The organism is Glaciimonas sp. PCH181 (assembly GCF_003056055.1).
Lineage (GTDB): Bacteria > Pseudomonadota > Gammaproteobacteria > Burkholderiales > Burkholderiaceae_D > Glaciimonas.
In genome coordinates, this window is the sequence record NZ_PYFP01000001.1 from 2,750,015 (window position 1) to 2,775,106 (window position 25,092).

Here is a 25,092-nt window from a genome sequence, read left to right on the forward strand (position 1 = left end):
GGCCCGATTAACACGGCCGGATCTTCTTCAACATACATAAAATGAATCGCATTTTCTCAACCGCTACTAGCTGATACTCATCCACTCATTTAAATCAAGTCTGGCGAAATACGTTCAATAACAAACTATGGCAATAAACGACGTTTAGCCGTTTGATAACCCAGTCAGCGGCCCTATAGCGGAGGTCTACTAATTAGTGACCCGAAAACGCGATACAGAACTTTTCAGATCTTCCGCGAGTTTGGATAACTCACGAATCGACACAGCAGTCTGGCTTGTTCCTTCTCGTGTTTTTTCCGTCACCGAAAGAATGTTCTGAATATTCGTCGCCACACCGTTCGCCGAATTTGCCTGCTGTTCGGTCGCCAACGAAATATTTTGAATCAACTCAGCCAAACGGTTCGACACGCGACGAATATCCGACAATGCAGCGCCAGCAGCATCTGACAGCTTTGCTCCCTCAACCACACCCTGCGTAGATTTTTCCATCGCCACGACAGCATCGTGCGTATCGGTCTGAATCGTTCGTACCAACGCACCAATCTGCTTGGTCGCCGCACCAGAACGTTCCGCCAGACGCTGAACTTCCTCTGCCACCACCGAAAATCCGCGCCCCGCTTCACCAGCCGACGCCGCCTGAATCGCAGCATTCAACGCCAGCACGTTAGTCTGTTCGGTAATATCGGAAATCAATTCGGTGATTTCGCCAATTTCTTGCGAGGATTCACCCAACCGCTTGATGCGCTTGGAGGTTTCCTGTATTTGCTCACGGATTTCGTTCATACCAACGATCGCATTTTCCACCGCCTTAGCGCCCTCTTCCGCGGCGCTAACCGATTGACGCGCTACATCCGCCGAGGCACTGGCCGACTTGGAAACGTCGGTGATCTGCGTTGCCATTTCCAATACGGCTTGCGTGGTTTCCTTGATCTCACGAGATTGCTTTTGCGACGCTTGAAGCAATTCAATCGACACACTTTGGGCCTGATCGGATGCTGCCGTCACTTGCTGCGCAGTCGCGGTAACGCGTCCCACCAATCCGCGCAACTCTTCTACCGTGTAATTCACCGAATCGGCAATCGCGCCGGTAATGTCTTCTGACACCGTCGCCTGCACTGTCAAGTCGCCATCAGCGACCTCTTGCAACTCATTCATCAAACGCAAAATCGCTGCCTGATTCTGATCGTTGACGTTACTGGCATCCACTTCTTGCTTGATCGCCTGCAAACGCTGGCCCTCGGCTTCCACCCGACGCAAATCGGCTTCCTGCGTTCTACGCCGACCATCCTGCAACTGCACCCAGGCAATTCCGGTAGCAGCCAACAGCGCCGTCAATGCAGATGCCAGCATCAACCAGAAGGAAATGCTTTGCTCGTCCTGCGCTGCACGATAGCTTTCCTGCAAGGTACTCAGGCGTTGCTTTAAGGTTTCGTTCTCGGTAAAGATTAATTGCTCGGATTGCTTGGCTGATACGAAATTTTGCATGTTGCCCAGAATCCCTGCGACGGCTATTTGATATTCGCCAAAACTCTTTTGCAACTCGGTTAACTTTTGCCGCTCTTCTTCATTTTTTGCCGCAGGTAGCCGCAATATGTCGCTGCCATCCAAAAATCCACTAACGATGTCGCGGAAGGTATTGGTGTCCTTGCCAAGCAAGAATGCGGTTTCTGGATTTACCCCTTCAGAAGTCAGGAATTCATTTGCACTGCGGCCCAGACGCTGGGTCAGCATCACCAATTGTGAAGAGGCAGAAATTTCACGCGGAGTAGCGCCACTTTCGGATTTCAGTGTGGCGATCTGTTCGGATAAATCGAGTAATACAGGGGAAATGCTGTTCAGCTTTTGCAAAGTCTGTCCGAAACCGGACAATGCTTTTTGCAACTTTAAAATAGTATCTGCAGCCTTATCGGTATTCGACCAGACCTTCTGCACATCTGCCACTGCAGAGATCATTCCCGAGTTAGGCGCGGGGATATCATTACCTTTGTAATTTCCCCCTCTGGCTAACAAAAGAAGATCCTGATTGAATTCTTTTCGGCTGTCGGCCAATTGTTTAAATGCTATAGGATTACCCTGGATAGCATTCGGTGTCGCCTTCCCTATCCGCTGAGAATGCATCAACGCATCCCCTGCAATTTGGGTCTGAGTCGCACTCAACGTGGCATTTTTGGTACTGAGGTATAAAAAGACGATTGTCATTACCAGCCCTGCGCCCAACACGATCAACAAGGTGCGGACTTGCTGTTGGGGCGGTAATTTTCCAATTAGCGGCAGAGGCTTGTCCTGATACGAAGCGCCTGATTCTGTTGGTGTACTAAATTGGTCGGAGATCGCTGCGGCAGCCGTTGCTGCGCCAGCCGTCGCTGCGGCAGCCGGTGTTGTGCCAAATATTGATGTGGATGCAGTCGCTGCGGCAGGTCTTACCGCACTCGCTGCTAATGCTGCAAACGGCGTTGATACGTCGGCTGATTGCAAAGTTGCTTCGGCAGGCATACGTTCTATCAGCATCGTATCTTGCGCGTCGTTTGCAATGAAGTCGTGCTGACCCAATGCATTTACCAAGACTGATGCGGCTGGCCCCGTTGTTCCGGTTGCTATTGCGTCTTCACCAAAAAACGCGCCACCTTCGATTTTCTCTTCTTTCGCCGTCTTGAACAGGAACGGTAGTTTAAAAGCCATTACAAAATCTCCTGATTGCCAATTCGATGCGACCACATATCAACACCCGATTTCTGACGTCAATCAAATGGCCTTCTGATCATTGAATTCATATGCCCACATGTAAAAATCGAGGGTCGCGTATAAGCTGAGTCAGCTTGAGTTCGGTCCACAACTGGGACTCGCTATCCATATACCTTGCGGGACTTGTTTCGGCTAACGCGGCCGCTTCGTGATCATTCAGAATGTCACGCCCAATCATTCGCGGCACTGACTGCAATGTCATCTCATCGACATTACGCAGACCAAGTACGCGCCTGACGAGCAACGCGCTGTTGAATGCCAAGGTGGTAGAAAATGAAATGATCCGCGCGTCCTTATCAATCACTGTCATTGGGTGACCTTGGAAACACGCAAAATCAACGACGCTGATAAGTGTGCCGCGAATATTTGTCAGTCCGAGATACCAATCCTGCGTCAGCGGGACTTGCGTAATGCTGTCGACTGCGACAATTTCGCCCGCCTCTTGCAGGCTAAGCAGCAAACGCTCTTCTCCGACCAATAAACCTAATTGATTATTGTGCGTGTCTGCACCGCTGCGCGCGGCTTGCATCCGTTCCAGTAAATGCGATTGGAATTCGCGCAAACGATTACGGCGTGCCTCGGCGCTTGTTTCACCATCTGCGCCGCGGGTCGGTAAAAATGCCGACCGCTTTAGTTGAAGGTCAGAGTTTGATTGACTCATGTGGATACAATTTGGAGTTAGCCGAGTGCAGCGATTTTTGCCAGCAGCTCCTGCGGATTAATCGGTTTAACCAGATAATCACGCGCGCCTTGACGCAAACCCCAGATGCGGTCTGTTTCCAAGCCTTTGCTGCTGCAAATAATAATAGGGATGTCTTGCAATTCCGGATCACGCGAAATCGAGCGTGTCACCTGAAAACCGTTCTGGCCGGGCATCACAATATCCATCAGGATCAAGTCTGGCTTATCGGCTTTAATCTTGCTAATAACGCCATCGCCGCTCTCAGAAGTGGAAACGCTATAACCGCTCTTTACCAAAATATCTGTCAAAAAATAACGCTCAGTGGGAGAGTCGTCTACAACGAGAACCTTTTGTATGGCCATGTTCAACCTTTACTTCAATTACGTGTGAGTAGATACCAATACCGGGATATCGACGATATCTACAGATATTCCTGATGGCGCGGCAACCCCGGTCGCTGGAATTACTGCAACCGTTGCGGTCATTGCCACGCTGGCGTTCGGATTGGGTTGAGTATGCTGGTGTACAGTCTTTAGCAGACTATCTTTGGTGAACGGCTTGGTCAGATATTCGTCGGACCCTACCATTGCGCCTCTGGCGCGATCAAATAAACCATCTTTAGATGACAGCATGATGACCGGTGTGGAATGAAATCTGGCGCTCTTCTTAATGAGCGCACAAGTCTGGTAACCATCCAGCCTTGGCATCAAAATATCGCAAAAAATCACTGCTGGATGATGGTCGTTAATTTTAGCCAACGCATCAAAGCCATCTTCGGCAAGAATGACCTGATAGCCAGCCTGACTCAAAAAAATTTCTGCCGACCTGCGGATAGTGCTGCTGTCGTCAATCACCATAACCTTCAGGCTGGTGGCGCCGAGTGCTAGTGTCATGAGTTTTGTCCAAGCCGAATTTAATTTACAGAATCACTGTAACAAAGTTCAAGATACTTTAGAACAACATTTCTTTGCAGCGCTAAACTGGCTGCGGTTTTTAAGCTTCAGACGCCGCACAAAACTAATCATATTGACAATACGCAGGGGGCTAGCTCTCAGCAAAAACCACCGTTATTTGGCAAGTTTAAGTAATTCACTAGATATGCAAAGGCACACCGATTTCAGCGCGTTAAATTGCCACCATTTCGAAATCTTCCTTCCGCGCGCCACATTCCGGACAAGTCCAGTTCATCGGCACATCATCCCAAAGGGTCCCTGCGGCAATTCCTTCTTCCGGTAAACCTTGCTCTTCGTCGTAAATCCAGCCGCAGATCAGGCACATCCAGGTTTTATATGCTGGTTTTGATGTTTCGTTCGATGTTTCGGTGGTATTGCTCACGGCGACGACCCTTCAATCAAGTAAAATGCAAAGTCGGATATCTTAATCTAACCGCCGTGCAAAACCAAACTTCTCCTCTTATATTGACATTCGGTGTTGCTGATCCTGTTGGCGCAGCCGGAATTCAGGCAGATCTTGCCACATTCTCATCCATGGGTTGCCATGGCTTATCAGTCATTACCTCCATTTTGATAGGAGACACTGCGCGTATCGAAGATACCCAGCAAATTGACGCGGATTGGGTTGCTGACCAAGCCCGCGTATTGCTGGAAGATATGCCTGTGGCTGCTTTCAAAGTGGGCGCTGTCGGCAGTATCGAAAGCGTCTCGGTGATAGCAGAAATCGTCTCGGACTATCCTGATATCCCCTTAATTCTCGACCCTTTCCTTTCTGCCATGCCCGATCAGGGGCAAGATAGCGAAGATTTACTGACCGCGATGCGTGAGTTGTTAATCCCACAAAGTACCGTCGTCGTGCTGTCAGCGGTCGAGCTATCCCGAATGGCTGAGACCTGGCGCGAACCGTCCTCAGAAGACCTGTCCACCGTCGATGCCATGCATCTGATCGAACTGGGTTGCGAATATCTGTTCATCACCGGCACGCCCGGCACTGCGGCGGAAGTCAGCAATACCCTGTTCAATGACACGGGTATTTTGCGCCAGGATAGCTGGCCACGCGTCTCCGGTTCGTTTAGCGGCGCCGGGACCACCCTTTCTGCCGCTATCGCCGCGATGCTGGCGAATGGGCTGGATGTGCCCGAGGCCGTCTCGGAAGCGCAGGAGTTCACTCTCGCATCATTGATGGCCGGACAACGATTGGGTATGGGGAAATTGGTCCCGGACCGTTTTTTCTGGGCGCGTGAGGATGTTCTGGACGGGCTTTCTGACACAGACGCTGCCGACAAAGACGATACTGACAAAGCAGACGGTGCAGACCTCAAAGGTGATGAAAAGCCAGCATCGCCGCCATGAAATTTCCTGCTTTTATCGCGTAGGCGTCGGCTTTTCCGCTGACACGCCGGTCGCCCCCTTAATTTAATTGATGCATACCAACATGACTTCCAATAACGATACCCTGTTCGCACGAGCGCAATTAACCACGCCAGGTGGCGTCAATTCGCCAGTGCGGGCTTTCCGCTCAGTCGGCGGCACGCCACGCTTTATTACCCGCGCTGAAGGCCCTTATTTCTGGGATGCCGACGAGCGCCGCTATATCGACTACATCGGCTCATGGGGTCCCGCCATCGTTGGTCACGCTCATCCGACCGTTGTCAAAGCCGTACAAGATGCTGCCGCACGCGGTCTGAGCTTCGGTGCGCCGACCGAAGGCGAAATTCTGATCGCTGAAGAGATTTGCAAGCTGGTGCCCTCGATTGAGCAAGTCCGTCTGGTCTCTAGCGGCACCGAAGCCACCATGAGCGCATTGCGTCTGGCACGTGGCGCAACTGGTCGCGACAAAATTGTCAAATTTGAAGGCTGCTATCACGGCCACGCCGATTCGTTGTTGGTCAAAGCGGGCAGCGGCTTGCTGACCTTTGGTAATCCGACGTCTTCCGGCGTCCCTGCGGATTTCGTCAAACACACGCTAGTCCTTGACTACAACAACGTCGCGCAACTAGAAGAAGCCTTTCAAGACATGGGCGACCAAATTGCCTGCGTGATCGTCGAACCGGTGGCTGGCAACATGAATTTGATTCGCGCTACGCCAGAATTCTTGCAGGCGATGCGCAATTTATGTACCAAACACGGCGCTATCCTGATTTTTGATGAGGTCATGTGCGGCTTTCGCGTTGCTTTGGGCGGTGCGCAAGACCTGTATCAGATTCAGCCGGATATTACCGCGCTGGGCAAGGTTATTGGCGGCGGTTTGCCGGTTGCAGCATTCGGCGGTCGGGCGGATTTGATGCAACATATGGCCCCGCTTGGTGGCGTCTATCAGGCAGGTACGCTGTCGGGAAATCCGGTAGCGGTTGCGGCTGGCCTGACAACATTGAAGTTAATCCAGGAGCCGGGCTTCTATCAACATCTCAGCGCCCAGACGCTCAAGTTGACGCAAGGCCTGACCCAAGCTGCGGCAGATGCTGGTGTAGTTTTCTGCGCCGATGCCATCGGCGGTATGTTTGGTCTGTATTTCTCAAAAGAAGTGCCAACTACTTTTGCCGAGATGATGTCCATCGACAAAGCCCAATTCAACCGGTTTTTCCACGCGATGCTAGACGCAGGCGTGTATTTAGCGCCATCGGCATTTGAAGCAGGCTTTGTTTCTGCGCAGCATGATGATGCGGTAATTGAGGCGACTATCACGGCGGCGCGTGGCGCGTTTGCGCAGTTGTCCCGCTAAACCAGGACGATGCGGCGCATTTCGTTGAGATGGCTGCGGCCATCACAAGAATGCGTCGATATAAATACGTTGATTCAAAAATGAAAAACGGCGGTAAAGCTCAGTGCTTTACCGCCGTTTTTACGTTTTTCAAGCCAAATCTATGGCAATTCCGCCGATCCCATACGTCGCAAAATCAATCCGGTACGTTTCGACAAATAAGCTGATCCCCGATTTTTGTCATAAAAGCGTGGGCGCGGCAGCATCACCGCCAGACGTGCAGCCTGACTAGCGCCGAGATTCGCGGCTGAAATCTTGTAATAGTGCCGCGATGCCGCTTCGGCCCCATAGACACCGCTGCCCCACTCCACCACGTTCAGATAAATTTCGTAAATCCGCTCTTTATCCATCAAGTATTCCAACATATAAGTGATGACCAGTTCCTGACCTTTGCGGATATAACTACGCTCACCGGATAAAAACAAATTCTTCGCCAGTTGCTGCGTAATTGTCGAGCCGCCAACCATCACCTTGCCCTTTTTTGCATTGCGTTCGTAGGCTTTTTCCAACGCATCCCAATCAACACCTTCATGCTCCGAAAAATTAGCATCTTCAGAAGCGATAATGGCGCGCTTCAAATTGCCCGAAATGCGGTTATACGGCACCCAGATATATTGCAATTGAATATTTGGATCGGTTTCCCGCAAAATCGATAGTTGATGCCGCATAAAACTGGTGGAACTGGGATTGTGATCAACCCACCACCAAATCTGGACGAAAAAATACAGTTGGAGAGCAACGATTGCTACGACAACAATCAGAAGCACGCGCCAGATCAATTTACCGAAAGACTTCATATGCATTTCCAGGCAACTTAAAGCTGGGCGCGCAACGCAGAAAACGTAGCGTCGGTTTGCGGGCGTACACCGCGCCAGACAAAAAAGGCCTCCGCTGCCTGTTCGACCAACATCCCTAATCCATCACGTACCATCGCCCCTTGCGCACTGGCAAATTGCATGAAAACAGTCGGCTGTTTGCCATACATCATGTCGTAAGCCAGGGTCTGTGGGCCAAAAATACTGGCGGCAACGGTGGGGACATCGGCTTGCAGACTGGCCGACGTCGCGTTAATGATGAGGTCAAATTGGTCATTAATGCTGGCAACATCGGTAAAGCTGCTAACAACAATCTCGCCTTCGTTAGGGAATTTTTGGGAAAATTGCTGCACCAAGGCTTGCGCGTTCGTAACTGTCCGATTCGCTAAAACAAGTTGTGCTGGGTTGGCCTGCATCAACGGCAATAAAACACCGCGCGCCGCACCGCCTGCGCCCAACAGCAAAACACGCTTTCCGGCGATCTCAAAACCTGCATTTCGCACAATATCCGTCACTAAACCAATGCCATCGGTGTTGTCGCCGTGGATTTGTCCATTCGCAAAACTGAGTGTGTTAACCGCACCCGCCGCCTCCGCGCGCGGCGTTAGCGTCGTTGCCAAAGCATAGGCCTCCAATTTGAATGGCACCGTGACATTGGCACCTTTTCCGCCTTGCTGAATAAATTCCTGCACGGCCTCGGCGAAGCCATTTAACGGCGCCAGCAAATGTCGATAGTCGATATTTTGGGCGGTATCGGCAGCGAAACGCGCATGAATGTCAGGGGACTTGCTGTGCCCGATTGGATTGCCAATAACGACGTAGCAATCAGTTTCCAATACAGAGTCGGCCATCGGAGTAGATATAAGAACAGACATAAATGAGTTTTTTGATGTTATTTTTTTGAAACGTCGACCATCCGTGTTTTACCGTCGCTGAAGACTATCTCCCTGATTGCCCGCAGCAAAAATCGGCAAACCCGATATTATTACTTATTGAATATGCGCGTATCTAATATTACGTATCTACCACTATTAATTATAATTACCACTTCGCAATTCCGCTGCAACTTGCCCCTCGCGAGAGAAGTCTAGCGTCACGATAACTTCCCATACTTCATCCGGCGCACCGTGCCGCATATTATGGGGAAATCGACTAAAAGGTGCGGCGCTTTCGATGATTCTCAACGCAGCTGCATCGAGACCGGGAATCTGCGAACTGCGCTCAATCTGTAGACCGCCGTCTTTCCTATAAATAGTGCCATCCTGAAAAATCGGCACCGAAACGACTAATTTTCCATATAACTTTGCGCCATTTTTTTTGGGGAAATTCAGCGTACCAACACGTTCAACCCGATCCGCGAAGGTCTTGTAATACATCGCATATTCCACACCCTGCGTACTAGGCGTAATCTGGGTTTTCTTGGGGCGCTTGTTGTAATCCTCGATACTTTTCGCAATTTCGGCTTCCTGACGGCGCAACGCCTTGGCGTCCGGCATCGCATCGGTGCCGTCTTGCCGCTGCACCGCATCGATCACCTTATCCTGCGGCGTCGGCTCTGGCACTGAAAATGCCGCAGCTTTTTGCATCTGCGCCAGCATTTGCTGCTGTTTTTTTTCTAATTCCTCAATCCGCTGCTGGGCAGTGCTCACGTTATCGCCGTCCTCAGACCGATGCATGTCAGGCAAAGGCGATTTGGCCCGTCCAGCGTCGGCATTCCCGCCACCGTCCAGATTGACTTGCGCCAGTGCTTCGGCTTTTAACGGTGCATTCTGGTGTTTGGCATTCACCAGAATGACTTCCAGTCCGGGATCGGTCGGTTTTAATTTGACCGCGGCTGGCGTCGTAAACCGAACGGCAAGCAATGCGCCATGCACCACCAACGAAATGGCGAGGGCGCTATATAAAAGCCGGTTCTTAGAAATGGATTTCACGCGCAGCAAGGGAAGTCGTTCGAGTAGGGAGTTCAGTTTATGTCAGCGCCTATACGTCGGTTTATAAATTCACAGCAGCGGAAGCGCCATCTGCATCGCGGCGCGGCGCACTATCCAGGTCTTCATCCGCATCCGACACATCAGGATGAGCAGGGTCAGAACCTGCCTCTGGCAGTTCCGGCGGGTCATGCGGCAAGTCCATTGCGGCATCCAGTTCTTGCGTGGTTTCGTCATCTTCCAACGCATCCATCTGATCATCTTCGGTCACAGAACCGGACGGCGTCAATACCTCCAGCAACCGTACTTCCAGACTTAAATCGATTTCGTCCCAACGCAGCAAATCAAGTTTGACCGATGCGCCCCGCGCAACTGGCTGCATGCCCGGTAATTTGATGACCAGCGGAATATCGACCAGACGCAGAATCTCATCTTTTAACACCACTGCCTCGACATGTTTTGCCTGTTCCTGCGCCAGCCAGCGCAAGCACCAATAGCGTTCCATCGTCGACTGAAAATCGCCATACCCGGCATAAACAGAATCAAAAGAAGACACAATCGCGAATAAATCTGCGTCACGCGGTTTAAACGGCGCGACCAGCGGCGCGGCAACACCGCCTTCCACGCATGCCAGAATCTGCCACTGATTCACCAGATCGGTATAACGACGCAACGGCGAGGTGCTCCACGCATATTGATCAACGCCCAAACCCTGATGGGGCGCAGCGTGCGTCACCATCCGGACTTGCATTTTCGTCGCCCAGCCACCGCTGCCGCCGCCTTGCGCCCGATAAATCCCCGGCACGCCGTGGTCGGCCATGAGTTTTCCCCAAGTGCTATTAGCGAAAATCATCAGCTCTGCGACGATCTTGTCGAGCGGTGCGCCGCGCTTGCGGCGCGCGATGGTAACAACGTCGTCCTCAACGTAAAAATTGAAATCGACGCGGTTATTTTGCTCTGGCCGCAATCCAAAACTTTCACGCTTAGCCATACGGCCTTGCTCCAATACCGAAATCCATTGCCACAAAACAGCGATATCGGCTTTATGCGGATATTCGCCCTCTCCGTTAGCCAGATTTTCTTCAGTCACCAACATATCGAGCGTGTTGTGACGCAGATTGGCAGAAATGGGAACCAGTTCTGCTTTAGTTTCCGTGCTGATCAAACGCCAGTCTTGCGGATCCAGCGTGGCATATAAAGATAATGCCGGGCAATTTTTTCCCTGATCCAGCGAGAACGCCTCAACCAATGCATCCGGCAGCATCGTGATTTTATCGCCCGGCATATACACGGTCGACATCCGTTGACGGGCCATGACATCAATGGCGTCGTCGCGCTTGATCGCCAAACCCGGCGCGGCGATATGAATACCGATCCGCACATTGCCGTCCGCCAGCATCGTGACCGATAACGCGTCATCGATTTCAGTCGTCGTCACATCATCGATTGAAAACGCCTGCACATCAGCCACCGGCAATGCTGCCAGCGTTGGGACCACGGGGATATTAATCGCAGGAAAGCCGACCCCTTTCGGGAAAAACTCAAACAAAAATTTGGAGAAATGTAACTCTTTCGGTGACGCCAACCCGCCAACAGCCAGCATCAGGCGTGCCGGTGTAATTTGCAACGCACTGCATGCCGCGTCGAACGCTTTATATTCAATACTATTTTTATCCGGCTTGAAGAGTAATTGCAGCGCCAACGGCTTCATCACCTCCGGCAACTGATTGGCTTTTAGCTGCTCAACGTATTGCGCCTGTATGACTGCTTGCTGGCGTTTTTTTTCAATCCCGGCCAATGCCGCCTTCAGCGATGCTTCCGGGGCAGCTTTATAACGACCGCGACCCTTTTTATAGAAATAAATCGGGGCGGAATGCAAACACATTAACAACCCGGCCGCTTCAGCAGCGATGGGCGCATGTCCAAAATATTCAGCCCCCAACTCGGCAAATCCAAATTCTTCCTGACCGGCAACTTCCCACAAAAAATCGACATCAACGTCTTGCGAAACTTTATGTGCGTCTTCTAATAATTGCTGTGGCGAGGGTGCGGCATATTGCAACAACACATCTTTCGCCTTGATCTTGCTGCGTTTTCCAGTAGGCAATTCGACTTGATACGCTTCGCCTTGCTGCGACATAACAGACCCTGCTTTAAAATCGCCGGATTCTTCAAAAAATAGATTCATTGATTACTTTACTTATGGATGCTGAGTAGGGCGTGAAGGGTACTTTGCTGATTGAAACCGTTTGTATTTAATAATCCGTATTGATAGCGCCAAACAAGAAAAATATTAACAAAAAAGTAACTGCAATTATATCGGTAGCGCATAGAGGAAATTTTGCGCATCGCTACAATTCGCTTAAATTTTGAGCATTAACGCGCCGTTGTTCGCAACGCGTCAATCTCGGGAAAAAACACTTCAGTCACTAGCATCACACCGCTTTTACGTCGAAAAGTGGAGCGTCGGGCAAACAATGGCGTGGGAAATTGGCTGACACCCACCGCCTCACACATGCGCTGCACCAACGGATGCCCCTGATATAAGCGCGCAAAGTGTAATTGTCCACGCGCCACCAGCGGATCGCCAAATAACGTCGTGCCCAATGAGCGCTCGCCTAACGTGCCAAAAAATGGCCACTCCGACGTCGTCGCCGTCAATGACAGGACAGTATGACCCAATACCGTCGGGCGTCCGTCACAGCGCAGCAATACATCGCGCTCTTGCACTTGCAGCCGCCGTGGCAAGCCTATCGCCGCATATTCGTCCGCCAGACACAGTGCGTGCCGCTGATGCAAACGTTGTACCCGAAACTGATCGCTATGCGCAATTAACTTAGTCGTCAGCGACGAGCGATCGGTCAGCCAATCACGCATGTATGGCGAAGGATGAACGCCATTCGCGTGCGCATACCAATTAGCAGAAGTCAGCGAGCGCCCCATCAGCAATCCTTTAAAGCCGGATGAACGTCCACGCCGCAAAACGTCAACACGGTGTCAGCGTAGTCCGCGAATTCGCTGATCCCATGATCGCTGCCCTCTATCACTACCTGCTGCGCCTGTGGATAATGGTCCACCATTTCATGCCAGTCGAGCACTTCATCGCCGGTGGCGGCAATCAGCAAATAGCGTTGCGGCTGGGTAATCCTGGCAATCGTTAGCGCTTCCAACTCAGCAATATACGCACGCTTGAATTCAAACGGCGCGTCGGAATGATATTGCGTATGCACGCCAATATACTTTTCCAAGTCGCGTGGCGGTTTCACGGCGGGATTCAGCAGGACTGCACGGCAACCGGTCTGCTCTGCCAGCCAAGTCGCGTAAAAACCGCCTAGGGAAGAGCCAACAACGGTCAGCTCAGCGGGATTAATCTGCGCAATACAGTTTTGCGCCAGAGCAATGGCGGCGCGTGGTGAAGCCGGCAATTGAGGGCAAATGTAGACGCTCTGCTGGCCTAAGCCTTCCAAGCGCTCAGCCAGAAAACGCGCTTTAAATGACAATGGCGATGAACGGAAACCGTGCAGATAAAGAATCATGATCGGACTTAGGTTGATGCAGGAAGGTGGGATGCGCGATTAGTGGGCGCCGCCAACGCGTCCAGCAGTTTTTGATGAACACCGCCGAAACCACCATTGCTCATGACCAATATCTGATCGCCGGGCCGTGCCGCCTGCGCAACCGCCGCCACCAACTGATCAAGCACATCGTAAGCCCGCGCTTTCTCGCCCAGCGGTGCCAAAGCCTCGCCCAGATCCCATCCCAGCGCTTCTTTGCCCTGCCCTTGTGCGCCATAGCCGAAAACCAGATCCGCATCGATCAGGCTATCCGGCAAAGCATCCTTCATCGCGCCCAACTTCATCGTATTAGAGCGCGGCTCCAACACTGCCAGAATCCGGATCTCTCCAACCTTTTTACGCAAGCCAGCGACGGTGGTGGCGATTGCGGTAGGATGGTGGGCAAAATCGTCATAGACGGCAATCTGATTAACCGTTCCCCGCAGCTCCATGCGTCGCTTGACGTTCTCAAACGTTGCTAACGCCTTGATGGCTTGTTCAGCCGGGACACCGACGTGACGCGCAGCAGCGATGGCAGCAACAGCATTCATCCGGTTATGTTCACCGGTTAGCGCCCACTCTACGGTCCCTAGGCTAACGCCATTAAAACTGACATCGAAGTTTCCGTCAGCATGGGTTGTCAAAGACCAACCTTGTTGATCGACGCTTTCGCGCTGATCAGATTGATTTTCTATGCCGAATAACTCTTTATCGCTCCAGCATCCACGCGCCAAAACCCGCTGCAACGAGGCTTCACGGGCATTCACGACCAAGCGACCGATGCCGGGCACGGTGCGGACCAAATGATGGAATTGGGTTTCAATTGCGGCTAAATCGGGAAAAATATCGGCGTGATCGTATTCAAGATTGTTCAGAATCGCTGTTTTAGCATGGTAATGGACAAATTTGCTGCGTTTATCAAAAAACGCCGTGTCGTACTCATCCGCTTCAATGACAAAGAACGATGAGGCCGATGCGTCCGCGCCCTTGCCTGACAGACGCGCCGAGATACCGAAATTCATCGGTACGCCGCCAATCAGAAAGCCCGGATCGTAGCCAGCATCCTCCAAAATCCACGCCAGCATCGCTGAAGTAGTCGTTTTGCCATGCGTCCCGGCAACCGCCAACACCCATTTATCGGCCAATATATGTTCTCCGATCCATTGCGGGCCGGAGGTATAAGGCAAGCCACGATTGAGAATTTCTTCCATCAGCGGATTGCCACGAGACACTACGTTTCCGACCACAAACAAATCTGGCGCCAGCGCAATTTGTTCAGCACCGAAGCCCTGAACCAGCGCTATTCCTTGCGCCTCTAGCTGCGTGCTCATCGGTGGATAGACGTTGGCATCGCAGCCAGTGACTTCATGACCGGCCTGTTTTGCCAAAACGGCTAAACCGCCCATAAAGGTGCCGCAAATACCAAGAATATGGATGTGCATTCTAAAGTGTCAACATTCGTAAAAGAAGAATAGGGGATTTTACCTGACCAGCCAGCCACGACGCCAAAGTCCGATGCGTATTTATTTTAGCGGCGACTGCGTTATAGTATATTTCCCTCTACTTTCACACCGGCAACTCGCTTCATATATCATTTTGGTCCAATCATGGTTACAAAATCCCCAACCGAACTCGCCCCGCTTCGCCAGGAAATTGCCGCTGTTGCTGCGCGCATGATCGCTGAGGATGGCGCAGATTACCGCACTGCTAAGCGCAAAGCGGCGCAACAAATCCTGGGCAATCGTCGGCTTCATGGCGATTTCCTGCCAAATAACAGCCAGATAGTGGAAGAAGTGCGTTTATATAACGCGTTGTTCTTTGCCGATACGCAGCCAGCCAGATTGGCCCATTTGCGCCGACTCGCGGTCGAGATAATGAGCGAAATGGGCGGCTTTAATCCCTATTTGACCGGCGCGGTATGTAATGGCACTGCTGGCGACCATGCAGATATCCATTTACAGTTATTTGTGGATAGTGCCAAAGATGTAGAGATTTACTTATTGAATAAAAACGTGCAATTCGAGGTTTCAGAGAGCGAGAATAGCAACCGCCCGGCAAAACATGCGCGCAACGGCGGCAGCGAACCACTGGAAATCCTGAGTTTCATCTATAAGCGTGAAGGGGTGCATTTAGCACTCTATGAAACGGACGCCTTACGCGGTAGTATCAGGCCGGGCGGAACGGCTGCGGACTCGGGCGAATATAGAGATCGTGTCGATCTTGCCGCAGCGCGCTTGCTCATTACAGACCAAAATCAACCGTAATATTTCTAAAAATTGATTTTACGCACAGGAACAACGAAGCCGAATGAAACAAAAATTACTCCTCTATATCCCGATTGCGATCCTATTTGGCGCGATTGGCTTCTATTTTAATCATCAACGTTTAACACCATCCGCCCCGGCCGCACCTGCGGTTGCTAATCTTTTTGCGCAATCCATGGTCGAAGCGACAGGAAAACCGGAACCTCTCTCTGAATGGAAAGGCAAGCCACTAATCGTTAACTTTTGGGCAACTTGGTGCGGTCCTTGCGTAGAAGAAATGCCCGAATTGAATGCTTTACGTGCAGAATTAGTGAGCAAAAACATTCATGTAATCGGCATCGGCATCGATTCACAAGACAATATTGCGAAATTCGCTGAAAAATACAAGATTACCTATCCTTTATACGTCGCTGGCGTGAATGGCACGGCGCTGCTCCGTCAATTTGGCAATGATGCAGGCGGCTTACCGTTTACCGTTCTCATCGGTGCAGACGGACAAGTAAAAAAAATGTATCTTGGCAGCATTAAATTTGATGAGTTACGGAAAGATTTAGCATTACTAGGGGCTTGATGTGATTGTCGTAGTTGCAATTAAAGCGACATTCACATAACCTGCATCACGCTTCTGAAATCTTGGAAAAACGGTAGCAAAAACAAATTCCTCTTGCCAGTTAAAGTCATTTGACGGCAAAATGCGCCCATCGTCGTCAAACGAAGCACCATCTACATGGCAAAAAATATACTTCTTCTCAATGGCCCTAACCTGAATTTACTGGGCACACGTGAGCCAGAAGTTTACGGATCGACCACACTGGCAGACATCGTGCTGGCAGCGCAAACGCAAGCGGCGACGGCGGGCGTGCGACTAGCGCATTTTCAAAGTAACCATGAAGGTGCGTTGATTGATCGCATCCATGCCGCCAGAACTGAAGGCGTAGACGCCATCGTGATCAATCCCGGCGGACTAACGCATACCAGCGTTGCGCTAAGAGATGCATTAGCAGGCGTCGCCATTCCCTTTGTCGAGGTACACATTTCCAACGTTCATAAACGTGAGGATTTCCGGCATCATTCTTACCTGTCGGGCATTGCCGTCGGGGTCATTTGCGGGTTGGGCGTAGAAGGTTATCCCATCGCTATCGGATTCGCAGTCAATCAGCTTTAATCACCACAGACTTACAAATTCGCTATAAATGCGTCGATCTGCCCATTAAAAACAAGAATGGCAGTTATTTCCAATTTAATTTTTTAAAAACATACACTCTGAAGGATGGCATTATGGATTTGAGAAAACTCAAAACGTTAATCGATCTGGTCGCTGAATCGGATATCGAAGAGCTGGAAGTCACCGAGGGTGAAAGTAAAGTCCGCATCGTCAAATCATCGGCATCGCATAATCAAGTTGTCATGATGCAACCGCAAGTTGCCCATCAGGCTGCGCAAATGCAAGTTGCAGCGCCAGTTGCCGCTGCAGTGGAAGTGCCTGCAATCCCAGAAGGTCATATTGTCAAATCGCCAATGGTCGGTACTTTCTACCGTTCTTCAGCGCCCGGCGCGGCAGTATTCGTCGAAGTCGGCTCGGAAATCAAGGAAGGCGAAACCTTGTGCATTATCGAAGCCATGAAATTGCTCAATGAAATCGAATCCGACAAAACCGGCGTAGTAAAGAAAATCCTGGTGGAAAACGGCCAACCAGTTGAATTCGGACAACCTTTGTTTATCATCGGTTAAGTTGACACCAACAGCGAGTTAGTTCGGCCCAGCCGGACAAGCTTGCTGGTAGAAATTACCGGTGGCGAATAGGACGGCAGAGAGCATTGCGCGCAATCGTAGCCAAGATGGCAGCGCTCCCTCACCCCGCCAGCCTAACGCTTAATCTGCTTGAATTTGCTTGAATCTGCTTGACTCTTAGCGACGGAAATACCATTTACTATGTTTGAAAAAATTCTCATCGCCAATCGCGGCGAAATCGCCCTGCGCATACAACGCGCGTGTCGTGAAATGGGCATCAAAACCGTGGTGGTCCATTCAGAAGCCGACCGCGAAGCCAAATACGTGAAGCTGGCCGATGAATCGGTCTGTATCGGCCCGGCGCCGTCAAGCCTGAGTTACCTGAACATGCCTGCGATCATTAGCGCAGCAGAAGTGACCGATGCTGAGGCGATTCATCCCGGCTACGGTTTCTTATCGGAAAACGCCGATTTCGCTGAACGTGTAGAACAATCCGGCTTTGTCTTTATCGGCCCACGTCCAGCGAATATCCGCTTGATGGGCGATAAAGTCTCCGCCAAACAGGCCATGATCCGTGCCGGCGTACCTTGTGTTCCCGGTTCTGAAGGCGCATTGCCGGACGATCCGAAAGAAGTCATCAAGATCGCCCGCAAAATCGGGTATCCGGTCATCATTAAAGCCTCCGGCGGCGGCGGCGGACGCGGCATGCGCGTAGTGCACACAGAAGCAGCGCTGGCAAATGCCGTCACCATGACCAAAACTGAGGCTGGTGCAGCATTTGGCAATCCAGAAGTGTATATGGAGAAATATCTGGAAAATCCACGTCACGTGGAAATCCAGATTCTGGCCGATCAATATAAAAATGCGATCTGGCTAGGCGAACGCGATTGCTCCATGCAACGCCGCCATCAAAAAGTCATCGAGGAAGCCCCAGCACCGGGCATCCCTCGCAAAGTCGTTGAGAAAATTGGCGATCGTTGCGCTGAAGCCTGTCGCAAGATGGACTATCGCGGTGCTGGTACGTTTGAATTTCTTTACGAAAACGGCGAATTCTATTTCATTGAAATGAATACCCGCGTGCAGGTTGAACATCCAATCACTGAAATGATCACCGGTGTCGATATTGTTCAAGAGCAAATTCACATCGCAGCCGGTGAAAAACTGCGTTATCGCCAACGCGATATCCAATTGACCGGCCATTCGATAGAATGCCGTATCAACGCAGAAGACCCCTTCAAGTTCACGCCATCGCCGGGTAAAATCCTGTCATGGCATGCACCGGGCGGCCCTGGCATTCGGGTTGATTCGCACGCCTACGCCGGTTATTACGTCCCGCCGCATTACGATTCGATGATCGGTAAAGTCATTTCATACGGCACCACGCGTGAGCAAGCGATCAAACGCATGCAAATCGCTTTGTCTGAAATGGTGGTCGAAGGTATCAGCACCAACATCCCTCTGCATCGCGAGTTGATGATTGATGCACGCTTCATCGAAGGCGGTACAAACATCCATTATCTAGAGCATAAACTGGCCGAAAGACCAGAATTGCCTAAATCTGAAAAGAAGTAAGGTTGCACATGAGCTGGACCGAAATAGTCATAGAAGTAGCCCGTAATCACGCTGAGGCATTGTCGGATGCGTTGATGGAGGCTGGCGCGTTATCGGTCTCAGTGGAAGACGCCGACGAAGGCACTGCCGCCGAACAACCGTTGTTCGGCGAGCCGGGGATGGAGCCGGAAGCCGCAGCATGGGAACGTAGCCGCGTAGTGGCGCTGAGTGATATCGATGCGGATCATCCCGCCATCGTCAGCGCAGCGGCCCTTGCCTGCGGCCTGGAAACTGCCCCGGTTTATACCTTGCGCGCAGTCGGCGATCAGGATTGGGTTCGTCTCACCCAATCCCAGTTTGCGCCTATCCATATCGGCAAAAATATCTGGGTCGTGCCCAGCTGGCACGATGCACCGGACGCGAATGGCCTGATTCTGGAGCTTGATCCCGGTCTCGCGTTCGGCACCGGCAGTCATCCCACTACACGGTTATGCATGGAATGGCTAGAAAGCCATCTCGGCGAACAAAAGGTCGCCTCCGTACTCGACTATGGTTGCGGATCAGGTATTTTGGCGATGGTGGCTAAAAAACTTGGTGCCGCCAATGTTATCGGTGTGGATATCGACCCGCAGGCGATTGTATCGGCGCACGATAATAGCGCCCGTAATCACTGTGAGATTGCTTACTATCTTCCTGACGAGTTCGTCAGCCTGTCGCCGCAAGGGACTTTCGATATCGTCGTGGCGAATATCTTGTCAGGCCCGCTGAAATTGATGTCGCCAATGTTATGCGCCCGCATTGCGCCGGGCGGCAGTCTGACTTTGTCAGGCGTTTTGGCAGAACAGGCACAGGATGTTATCGCCGCTTACGCACCATGGCTACAAATGACGGTGTGGCGCGAGCTAGATGGATGGGTTGCCTTATCTGGAACGCTTCCCCTGCAAACCGAACGGGCCGCATAGATAATCATGGCTCTGGCGACGCAATGCCCCCATTGTCAGACCATTTTTCGGGTCGCTAACGACCAATTAAAATTGCGCGCAGGGCTGGTCCGTTGCGGTGCCTGCCGTGAAGTATTCAACGGCATTGAGCACTTAGTAAGACCGGGCCATGCAACTTCCGGCGACAGCAATAGCTTTCCGTCTACCAGCCAACATGGCAATCCATCGCCCACGGCGACGTGGACCAACGAACGTTCGGCGCCAATAGCACCACCTTTGGCAATATCGGCACCGATGCCTCTACCAACGCCGCCCGCGCCTGAAATAGTTTCTCCGCGGGCTTCGAATCCGCTACCAAACAACACTGCGACACCCACTCCGGTTGATACATTTCACGCGGCACCAAATTACTCTGCCCAGCCTGCTGCTGAACAGCCGATATTCGGTGAGACTAAAGAGTCACCATCAATCCAAAAAGTACCGTCACCCTACCCGCATTTTGCCCCTCCAAGCCAAATCGACAAGGAAAGTGCTTATTCTCCAACCCCCGCCAGCGCTCTCCAATCCGAATTCGCAGAGAAACGCCAAGAGGTATCTCCGATACCTGCAGCCTCATCTGGATACGCGGTGCAAAAGCTGCACGTTACCGTCCCGCTGACAAGTTCGCCCAATGTCTGGCATCGCCATGTCAACGCGATCCCAACTAACGTTGGCGATAGCGCCAGCGAAGATCCGTTGCAACGCATGACCTTGTTTCAAATAGAGCCCGGGGCATTGGATGGTACGGATTATTCGGCTGATGACGACGAGTTAGATCGACTTATCGATGAATTACAAAATAGACCGTGGCGCGGAAAAAAACAAAACGCGCCGGGAATTGCCGCCCCAAAGGTCCCCGACGTCATTTTAGGTGAGGCCCGCGATACGCTCGGCGAGAAAGCTGGCAATCGCGTCAACGAGTACAGTACCCCTCCTACAACCGTTACCGAAGATAGCGAAGATATCATCGCCGAACCACGCTTCATGCAGGAAGCAAGGCGTAAACAGCGTGTCGGCGGCGCAATAAGAACGAGTATGTGGTTAGGCTGTGTATTGCTGCTGATCACGCTAATCGGACAAGCCGGTTACACATTTCGGAATCAGTTAGCAGCAAGTTTGCCGCCGCTAAAGCCTGCGTTACAGAGGGCTTGTAATTATCTGGGCTGCAAGATTGGCTTACCGATGAACATCGACGGCATATCCATTGATGCTAACGATCTGCAATTAATCGTTCCAGCACGCAATCAGTTCGCTCTCTCTGTGCTCATGCGCAATCGAAATAGTAGCGTTCAGGCTTGGCCAAATATTGAACTCACCTTAAACGATACCAGCGAAAAAGCGATTGCGCGTCGCGTGTTTACGCCAACTGACTATTTGCCCGCCACGATCAACGCAACTAACGCGACACTATTGACACAAGGATTTGCCCGCAATACAGAGCAGTCCGTCAAATTGACATTTGAACTGTCTCAATTGAAAGCATCTGGCTATCGCGTTTATCTGTTTTATCCGTAAAATCCACTCAGATTTTTTAGCACCGCATTGCTGGCTGATGCCGCAATATCGATGCGCATTATGCGCGGTAAGATACGGCGTTAGAACACCTCCAGCACGATCAGGATTCCGATTACTCTCTCTCTGAAAACCACTTATGACATCCCTCATCTCCGGTTCGTTAGCTTACGACGTCATCATGCAATACCCAGGCCGTTTCGCCGATGCTTTGCTGGCGGACCAATTGCACAAAATCAACGTTTCCTTTCTGGTGCCGACGATGCGTCGCGACTTCGGCGGGTGTGCAGGAAATATTGGCTATAACCTGAAGCTACTCGGCGGTGAGCCGTTGATCATGGCAACCGTCGGCAATGACGCTGCACCGTATCTGGATCGCTTGAAACAACTGGATATTTCTTGCGCAGGTATTCGCACCATCGAATCGATTTATACCGCCCAATGTTTTATCACCACCGACGCCGGAAATAATCAAATTACCGCCTTTCATCCGGGTGCGATGACCCATTCGCATGAAGTGACGATTGCGGCGCTGGAAGAGCGCAGTGAAATCAAGCTGGCTATCGTTGCCCCCGACGGGCGTGACGGCATGTTGCAGCATGCAGAACATGCGGTATCGCATGGCATTCCGTTGATTTTTGATCCAGGCCAAGGGATGCCGATGTTTGATGGCGCAGAATTGCGCCACTTTATCGCGCTTGCTACCTATATTGCCGTCAACGACTACGAGGCAGAATTACTGACTGCGCGCACAGGTCTGAGCCTGACCCAAATTGCAGAACAAGTGACCGCACTGGTCGTAACACGCGGCGAATTGGGCGCAGATATTTTTACGGGCGGCGAAAAAATCGCCATTCCTTGCGTTAAACCAGATCGCATTTTAGACCCAACTGGCTGCGGCGATGCTTTCCGCGCGGGGATGCTATACGGTCTGACCAACGGTATGGATTGGGCGACTATCGGACGTTTATCGAGTTTGATGGGCAGTATCAAGATCGCGGCGCAAGGGCCACAAAATCATCAGCCTAGCCGTGCAGAAATCGATGATCGCTTCCAGCAGGCTTTTGGTTACCAATTGTAAAAGGTAGGTCTAGCGCTAAGGATACACTCTGGTGCAAGAAAGCGTTATTACGAAAAATTATCATCAATTAGCGTGTGTTATGGCTATTTTTATCTAATAACCGGCATTTAATTATATTTAAAACATGATTTTGCAGAATCTCAATGGCTGAACTTCATTTGTCCATTTGCATCCAATCTTGCATCAAGACAAGGAAGGCAAGATCATGAAAAAAATTCTTTTAATAGGCACGTTGGGCGCAGCGCTATTGTTAGGTGGTTGCGTCGCGGTCCCCTATGACAGCCCCTACGCTTATGGCGGCGGCTATAACACCTACACGCCTTATGGTGCAGTAGACGGCGCGTATATTGCCGGCGGACCGGCTTACTTTGGGCCGGCGGTTTCTCTGGGTTTCGGCTACTCCAGCTATCGCCCGTATCGCTGGGGTAATGGCTGGCGCGGTGGACGTGGCGGCGGGTGGGGCCACGGTGGTGGATGGGGTGGCGGTCGCGGCAGATGGCAAGGCGGCGCGCATTAACAGCCACAGAATCCAGTCGACAAAATAGTGCTCTAGCGGCATGATTACTATTTGCCACACCACAGCATCGGTAACGGCTCTCTTTAAAGGAATAACATGAAACGATGGATTGCCGGACTGGTTATCAGCACAACGATCATGGCCCCTGCTTTTGCTGTGCTTAAGGTTGGCGATAAAGCACCTGTTTTCTCTACGCAGGCCTCTTTGGGCGGTAAAGTATTTACCTATTCACTCGCTGATGCGCTGAAAAAAGGACCAGTAGTACTGTATTTTTATCCGGCAGCGTTCACAAAAGGCTGCACCATTGAAGCCCATTTGTTCGCGGATGCGACGGATCGATACAAAGCGCTGGGCGCGACTGTGATCGGTGTATCAAATGACAATATCGATACGCTGAATAAATTCTCGGTAAGCGAATGCCGTAGTAAATTTGCGGTCGCTGCAGATACTACGCAAAGCATCATGAAATCGTATGATTCAGTGCTTTTATCGAAAACAAGTTACGCCGACCGCGTGTCTTACGTCATCACGCCAGATAGCAAGATTCTGTATGAATACAGCAGTCTAAGTCCTGAAAAGCATGTCGAAAACACGATGCAGGCATTGCAACAATGGGCAGACAAAAACAAAAAATAAGTTTTTGAAGCATTTTGTTGAGGCGCAATAAAAAGCGCGCTTACTTCATAGTAAGCGCGCTTTTTTCATGGTCGTTTCAATCGTTTAATGCAGGATTAACTGGCTGGCGTAGCTGCAAGCTTGCGCCGGTGGGCATCCAGATTCGGCAGAAAAATGGCGAATATACCAATCAGCGGCAGGAATGAACAGACATGATATACGAAGCTAATATCAGTAATATCCGCTAACTTGCCTAGCGCGGCAGCGCCAATCCCGCCCATACCGAACGCAAACCCAAAGAATAATCCGGATACTGTGCCAACTTTGCCCGGGACCAATTCCTGCGCAAACACCAAAATAGCCGAAAATGCAGAAGCCAGAATAACGCCGATAATCACCGTCAAAATCCCGGTCCAAAACAAATTGGCATACGGCAGCATCAAGGTAAATGGCGCAACGCCTAAAATCGATACCCAAATGACTAGCTTGCGACCGACGCGATCCCCAATCGGACCGCCTAATACCGTACCGGCTGCCACTGAAAACAGGAAGACAAACAAATGCACCTGCGCCGATTGCACTGACAAATGGAATTTATCGATAAGGTAAAAAGTAAAATAGCTGCTCAGACTTGCCATGTAGAAATACTTCGAGAAAATCAGTAATAGCAAAATACCGATAGAAATGAGGACTTTCTTACGCGGCAAGGCAACATAACCGAGGTGTGGCTTGGCTTTTTTTCCTTTGCTGAGACGGTTTTGCTGTTTATACCAATTGCCGATTTGCCACAACACACCGATTGCCAATAATGCTGCCAACGAAAACCAGGCGATACTAGTTTGTCCGTGCGGAATAATAATCCACGCCGCCAATAACGGTCCCATCGAGCTGCCAGCATTGCCGCCCACCTGAAATATCGATTGCGCAAGCCCATGTCGTCCGCCCGAAGCCATCCGCGCGACGCGGGACGACTCTGGATGGAAAATCGAAGAACCAGTTCCCACCAATGCGGCCGCAACCAACAACACACCGAAACTAGGTGCCATCGCCAGCGTCAACAAACCCACCAGCGTGAAGCACATTCCGGCAGCCAGCGAATAAGGCTTTGGATGTTTGTCGGTGTATAGACCTACGACCGGCTGCAAAATCGAGGCAGTAATCTGATAAGTCAGTGTGATCAAACCGATCTCGGCGAAACTCAGATGGAAATTATCCTTGAGCAGCGGATAAATCGACAAGATCAGCGACTGGATCATGTCGTTCAAAAAGTGCGCAAAACTAATCGCGCCTAATACCCGGAACCCGGTTTTTTGCGTATTTTGCTGATCCTGCGCAGACGATATGTTGATAGCTGTTTGCATGATGGATGAGGTGAAGAGTGTTAAAACTGGTATGTGAGGCGACTT

Annotated in this window: 24 protein-coding genes and 1 pseudogene; 12 read left to right on the plus strand and 13 right to left on the minus strand. The window is 51.2% G+C overall.

The features are described from left to right. Positions 1 to 189: 189 nt before the first annotated feature. The 5 genes and pseudogenes from C7W93_RS12550 to C7W93_RS12570 all read right to left on the minus strand — a co-directional run bounded on the left by C7W93_RS12550 (position 190) and on the right by C7W93_RS12570 (position 4,702). Positions 190 to 2,679 carry a methyl-accepting chemotaxis protein gene (locus C7W93_RS12550; RefSeq protein ID WP_225869823.1) on the minus strand — a complete coding sequence of 830 codons (2,490 nt, stop codon included), beginning with the start codon at positions 2,677 to 2,679 and terminating at the stop codon, positions 190 to 192. An 88-nt stretch (positions 2,680 to 2,767) separates the two neighbouring features. Beyond that, positions 2,768 to 3,403 (minus strand): chemotaxis protein CheW, encoded by a 636-nt coding sequence (locus C7W93_RS12555; protein WP_201747208.1) that lies wholly within the window; start codon positions 3,401 to 3,403, stop codon positions 2,768 to 2,770. Between the two features lie 17 nt (positions 3,404 to 3,420). Further along, complete coding sequence (locus C7W93_RS12560) at positions 3,421 to 3,786, minus strand: PleD family two-component system response regulator (RefSeq protein WP_108440312.1); 366 nt, start codon at positions 3,784 to 3,786, stop codon at positions 3,421 to 3,423. Between the two features lie 150 nt (positions 3,787 to 3,936). Beyond that, positions 3,937 to 4,317 (minus strand): annotated as a pseudogene (locus C7W93_RS12565) (PleD family two-component system response regulator); the annotation flags it as partial. Between the two features lie 232 nt (positions 4,318 to 4,549). Continuing rightward, on the minus strand, positions 4,550 to 4,702 hold the full coding sequence (locus C7W93_RS12570; RefSeq protein ID WP_108440313.1) for a rubredoxin: 153 nt from the start codon (positions 4,700 to 4,702) through the stop codon (positions 4,550 to 4,552). A gap of 113 nt (positions 4,703 to 4,815) precedes the next feature. On the opposite strand from C7W93_RS12570, the gene C7W93_RS12575 reads away from it, so the two are divergent. Beyond that, on the plus strand, positions 4,816 to 5,730 hold the full coding sequence (locus C7W93_RS12575; RefSeq protein ID WP_108440650.1) for a hydroxymethylpyrimidine/phosphomethylpyrimidine kinase: 915 nt from the start codon (positions 4,816 to 4,818) through the stop codon (positions 5,728 to 5,730). 82 nt (positions 5,731 to 5,812) lie between these two features. Further along, the gene (hemL, locus tag C7W93_RS12580) at positions 5,813 to 7,099 is read left to right on the plus strand and encodes a glutamate-1-semialdehyde 2,1-aminomutase (RefSeq protein ID WP_108440314.1); all 1,287 of its coding nucleotides are present in this window, start codon (positions 5,813 to 5,815) and stop codon (positions 7,097 to 7,099) included. Between the two features lie 140 nt (positions 7,100 to 7,239). On the opposite strand, the gene mtgA is transcribed toward hemL, so the two are convergent. From mtgA to mpl, 7 genes are all read right to left on the minus strand, one after another. Next, positions 7,240 to 7,935, minus strand: coding sequence for a monofunctional biosynthetic peptidoglycan transglycosylase (mtgA, locus tag C7W93_RS12585; RefSeq protein WP_108440315.1), 696 nt, complete (start codon positions 7,933 to 7,935; stop codon positions 7,240 to 7,242). A 17-nt stretch (positions 7,936 to 7,952) separates the two neighbouring features. Further along, positions 7,953 to 8,828: a shikimate dehydrogenase gene (aroE, locus tag C7W93_RS12590; RefSeq protein WP_108440316.1), complete on the minus strand. Its 876-nt coding sequence runs from the start codon at positions 8,826 to 8,828 to the stop codon at positions 7,953 to 7,955. Positions 8,829 to 8,984: 156 nt separating this feature from the next. Further along, the gene (locus tag C7W93_RS12595) at positions 8,985 to 9,884 is read right to left on the minus strand and encodes an energy transducer TonB (RefSeq protein ID WP_108440651.1); all 900 of its coding nucleotides are present in this window, start codon (positions 9,882 to 9,884) and stop codon (positions 8,985 to 8,987) included. Between the two features lie 61 nt (positions 9,885 to 9,945). Continuing rightward, a complete protein-coding gene (locus tag C7W93_RS12600; RefSeq protein ID WP_108440317.1) occupies positions 9,946 to 12,069 on the minus strand; it encodes a ribonuclease catalytic domain-containing protein in 2,124 nt (707 codons plus the stop codon). 188 nt (positions 12,070 to 12,257) lie between these two features. Beyond that, entirely contained in the window at positions 12,258 to 12,824 is a 567-nt protein-coding gene (locus tag C7W93_RS12605) for a chorismate lyase (RefSeq protein ID WP_108440318.1), read from the minus strand. Further along, a complete protein-coding gene (locus C7W93_RS12610; protein WP_108440319.1) occupies positions 12,824 to 13,417 on the minus strand; it encodes a YqiA/YcfP family alpha/beta fold hydrolase in 594 nt (197 codons plus the stop codon). The genes C7W93_RS12605 and C7W93_RS12610 overlap by 1 nt, the downstream gene beginning before the upstream one ends. Positions 13,418 to 13,425: 8 nt before the next feature. Further along, positions 13,426 to 14,877 carry a UDP-N-acetylmuramate:L-alanyl-gamma-D-glutamyl-meso-diaminopimelate ligase gene (mpl, locus tag C7W93_RS12615; RefSeq protein ID WP_108440320.1) on the minus strand — a complete coding sequence of 484 codons (1,452 nt, stop codon included), beginning with the start codon at positions 14,875 to 14,877 and terminating at the stop codon, positions 13,426 to 13,428. Positions 14,878 to 15,042: 165 nt separating this feature from the next. Between mpl and C7W93_RS12620 the strand changes: the two genes are divergently transcribed. The 10 genes from C7W93_RS12620 to C7W93_RS12665 all read left to right on the plus strand — a co-directional run bounded on the left by C7W93_RS12620 (position 15,043) and on the right by C7W93_RS12665 (position 23,707). Beyond that, complete coding sequence (locus tag C7W93_RS12620) at positions 15,043 to 15,699, plus strand: hypothetical protein (protein WP_108440321.1); 657 nt, start codon at positions 15,043 to 15,045, stop codon at positions 15,697 to 15,699. Positions 15,700 to 15,742: 43 nt separating this feature from the next. After that, positions 15,743 to 16,270, plus strand: coding sequence for a TlpA disulfide reductase family protein (locus C7W93_RS12625; protein ID WP_108440322.1), 528 nt, complete (start codon positions 15,743 to 15,745; stop codon positions 16,268 to 16,270). 156 nt (positions 16,271 to 16,426) lie between these two features. Then, positions 16,427 to 16,864, plus strand: coding sequence for a type II 3-dehydroquinate dehydratase (gene aroQ / locus C7W93_RS12630; protein WP_108440323.1), 438 nt, complete (start codon positions 16,427 to 16,429; stop codon positions 16,862 to 16,864). A 113-nt stretch (positions 16,865 to 16,977) separates the two neighbouring features. Further along, on the plus strand, positions 16,978 to 17,430 hold the full coding sequence (gene accB, locus C7W93_RS12635) for an acetyl-CoA carboxylase biotin carboxyl carrier protein (RefSeq protein ID WP_108440324.1): 453 nt from the start codon (positions 16,978 to 16,980) through the stop codon (positions 17,428 to 17,430). A gap of 201 nt (positions 17,431 to 17,631) precedes the next feature. Then, entirely contained in the window at positions 17,632 to 19,002 is a 1,371-nt protein-coding gene (gene accC, locus C7W93_RS12640) for an acetyl-CoA carboxylase biotin carboxylase subunit (protein WP_108440325.1), read from the plus strand. Between the two features lie 8 nt (positions 19,003 to 19,010). Then, on the plus strand, positions 19,011 to 19,943 hold the full coding sequence (gene prmA, locus C7W93_RS12645) for a 50S ribosomal protein L11 methyltransferase (protein ID WP_108440326.1): 933 nt from the start codon (positions 19,011 to 19,013) through the stop codon (positions 19,941 to 19,943). Between the two features lie 6 nt (positions 19,944 to 19,949). After that, positions 19,950 to 21,476, plus strand: coding sequence for a DUF3426 domain-containing protein (locus tag C7W93_RS12650; RefSeq protein ID WP_108440327.1), 1,527 nt, complete (start codon positions 19,950 to 19,952; stop codon positions 21,474 to 21,476). A 136-nt stretch (positions 21,477 to 21,612) separates the two neighbouring features. Beyond that, positions 21,613 to 22,554 carry a carbohydrate kinase family protein gene (locus C7W93_RS12655; protein WP_108440328.1) on the plus strand — a complete coding sequence of 314 codons (942 nt, stop codon included), beginning with the start codon at positions 21,613 to 21,615 and terminating at the stop codon, positions 22,552 to 22,554. A 205-nt stretch (positions 22,555 to 22,759) separates the two neighbouring features. Beyond that, the gene (locus C7W93_RS12660) at positions 22,760 to 23,071 is read left to right on the plus strand and encodes a hypothetical protein (protein ID WP_108440329.1); all 312 of its coding nucleotides are present in this window, start codon (positions 22,760 to 22,762) and stop codon (positions 23,069 to 23,071) included. Positions 23,072 to 23,167: 96 nt separating this feature from the next. Further along, positions 23,168 to 23,707 (plus strand): peroxiredoxin, encoded by a 540-nt coding sequence (locus C7W93_RS12665; protein WP_108440330.1) that lies wholly within the window; start codon positions 23,168 to 23,170, stop codon positions 23,705 to 23,707. Between the two features lie 95 nt (positions 23,708 to 23,802). Here C7W93_RS12665 and C7W93_RS12670 read toward each other — a convergent pair whose 3' ends face one another. Beyond that, positions 23,803 to 25,047: an MFS transporter gene (locus tag C7W93_RS12670; protein ID WP_108440331.1), complete on the minus strand. Its 1,245-nt coding sequence runs from the start codon at positions 25,045 to 25,047 to the stop codon at positions 23,803 to 23,805. Positions 25,048 to 25,092: the final 45 nt, after the last annotated feature.

Coding starts and splice junctions, on each gene's coding strand:
- C7W93_RS12605 (WP_108440318.1), bottom strand. CDS start 12,824: ATGGGGCGCTCGCTGACTTCTGCTAATTGGTATGCGCACGCGAATGGC.
- C7W93_RS12650 (WP_108440327.1), top strand. CDS start 19,950: ATGGCTCTGGCGACGCAATGCCCCCATTGTCAGACCATTTTTCGGGTC.
- C7W93_RS12560 (WP_108440312.1), bottom strand. CDS start 3,786: ATGGCCATACAAAAGGTTCTCGTTGTAGACGACTCTCCCACTGAGCGT.
- mpl (WP_108440320.1), bottom strand. CDS start 14,877: ATGCACATCCATATTCTTGGTATTTGCGGCACCTTTATGGGCGGTTTA.
- C7W93_RS12665 (WP_108440330.1), top strand. CDS start 23,168: ATGAAACGATGGATTGCCGGACTGGTTATCAGCACAACGATCATGGCC.
- aroQ (WP_108440323.1), top strand. CDS start 16,427: ATGGCAAAAAATATACTTCTTCTCAATGGCCCTAACCTGAATTTACTG.
- aroE (WP_108440316.1), bottom strand. CDS start 8,828: ATGTCTGTTCTTATATCTACTCCGATGGCCGACTCTGTATTGGAAACT.
- accC (WP_108440325.1), top strand. CDS start 17,632: ATGTTTGAAAAAATTCTCATCGCCAATCGCGGCGAAATCGCCCTGCGC.
- prmA (WP_108440326.1), top strand. CDS start 19,011: ATGAGCTGGACCGAAATAGTCATAGAAGTAGCCCGTAATCACGCTGAG.
- accB (WP_108440324.1), top strand. CDS start 16,978: ATGGATTTGAGAAAACTCAAAACGTTAATCGATCTGGTCGCTGAATCG.
- C7W93_RS12660 (WP_108440329.1), top strand. CDS start 22,760: ATGAAAAAAATTCTTTTAATAGGCACGTTGGGCGCAGCGCTATTGTTA.
- C7W93_RS12655 (WP_108440328.1), top strand. CDS start 21,613: ATGACATCCCTCATCTCCGGTTCGTTAGCTTACGACGTCATCATGCAA.
- C7W93_RS12625 (WP_108440322.1), top strand. CDS start 15,743: ATGAAACAAAAATTACTCCTCTATATCCCGATTGCGATCCTATTTGGC.
- C7W93_RS12600 (WP_108440317.1), bottom strand. CDS start 12,069: ATGAATCTATTTTTTGAAGAATCCGGCGATTTTAAAGCAGGGTCTGTT.
- C7W93_RS12670 (WP_108440331.1), bottom strand. CDS start 25,047: ATGCAAACAGCTATCAACATATCGTCTGCGCAGGATCAGCAAAATACG.
- C7W93_RS12555 (WP_201747208.1), bottom strand. CDS start 3,403: ATGAGTCAATCAAACTCTGACCTTCAACTAAAGCGGTCGGCATTTTTA.
- C7W93_RS12550 (WP_225869823.1), bottom strand. CDS start 2,679: ATGGCTTTTAAACTACCGTTCCTGTTCAAGACGGCGAAAGAAGAGAAA.
- C7W93_RS12620 (WP_108440321.1), top strand. CDS start 15,043: ATGGTTACAAAATCCCCAACCGAACTCGCCCCGCTTCGCCAGGAAATT.
- hemL (WP_108440314.1), top strand. CDS start 5,813: ATGACTTCCAATAACGATACCCTGTTCGCACGAGCGCAATTAACCACG.
- C7W93_RS12610 (WP_108440319.1), bottom strand. CDS start 13,417: ATGATTCTTTATCTGCACGGTTTCCGTTCATCGCCATTGTCATTTAAA.
- mtgA (WP_108440315.1), bottom strand. CDS start 7,935: ATGAAGTCTTTCGGTAAATTGATCTGGCGCGTGCTTCTGATTGTTGTC.
- C7W93_RS12570 (WP_108440313.1), bottom strand. CDS start 4,702: ATGTGCCTGATCTGCGGCTGGATTTACGACGAAGAGCAAGGTTTACCG.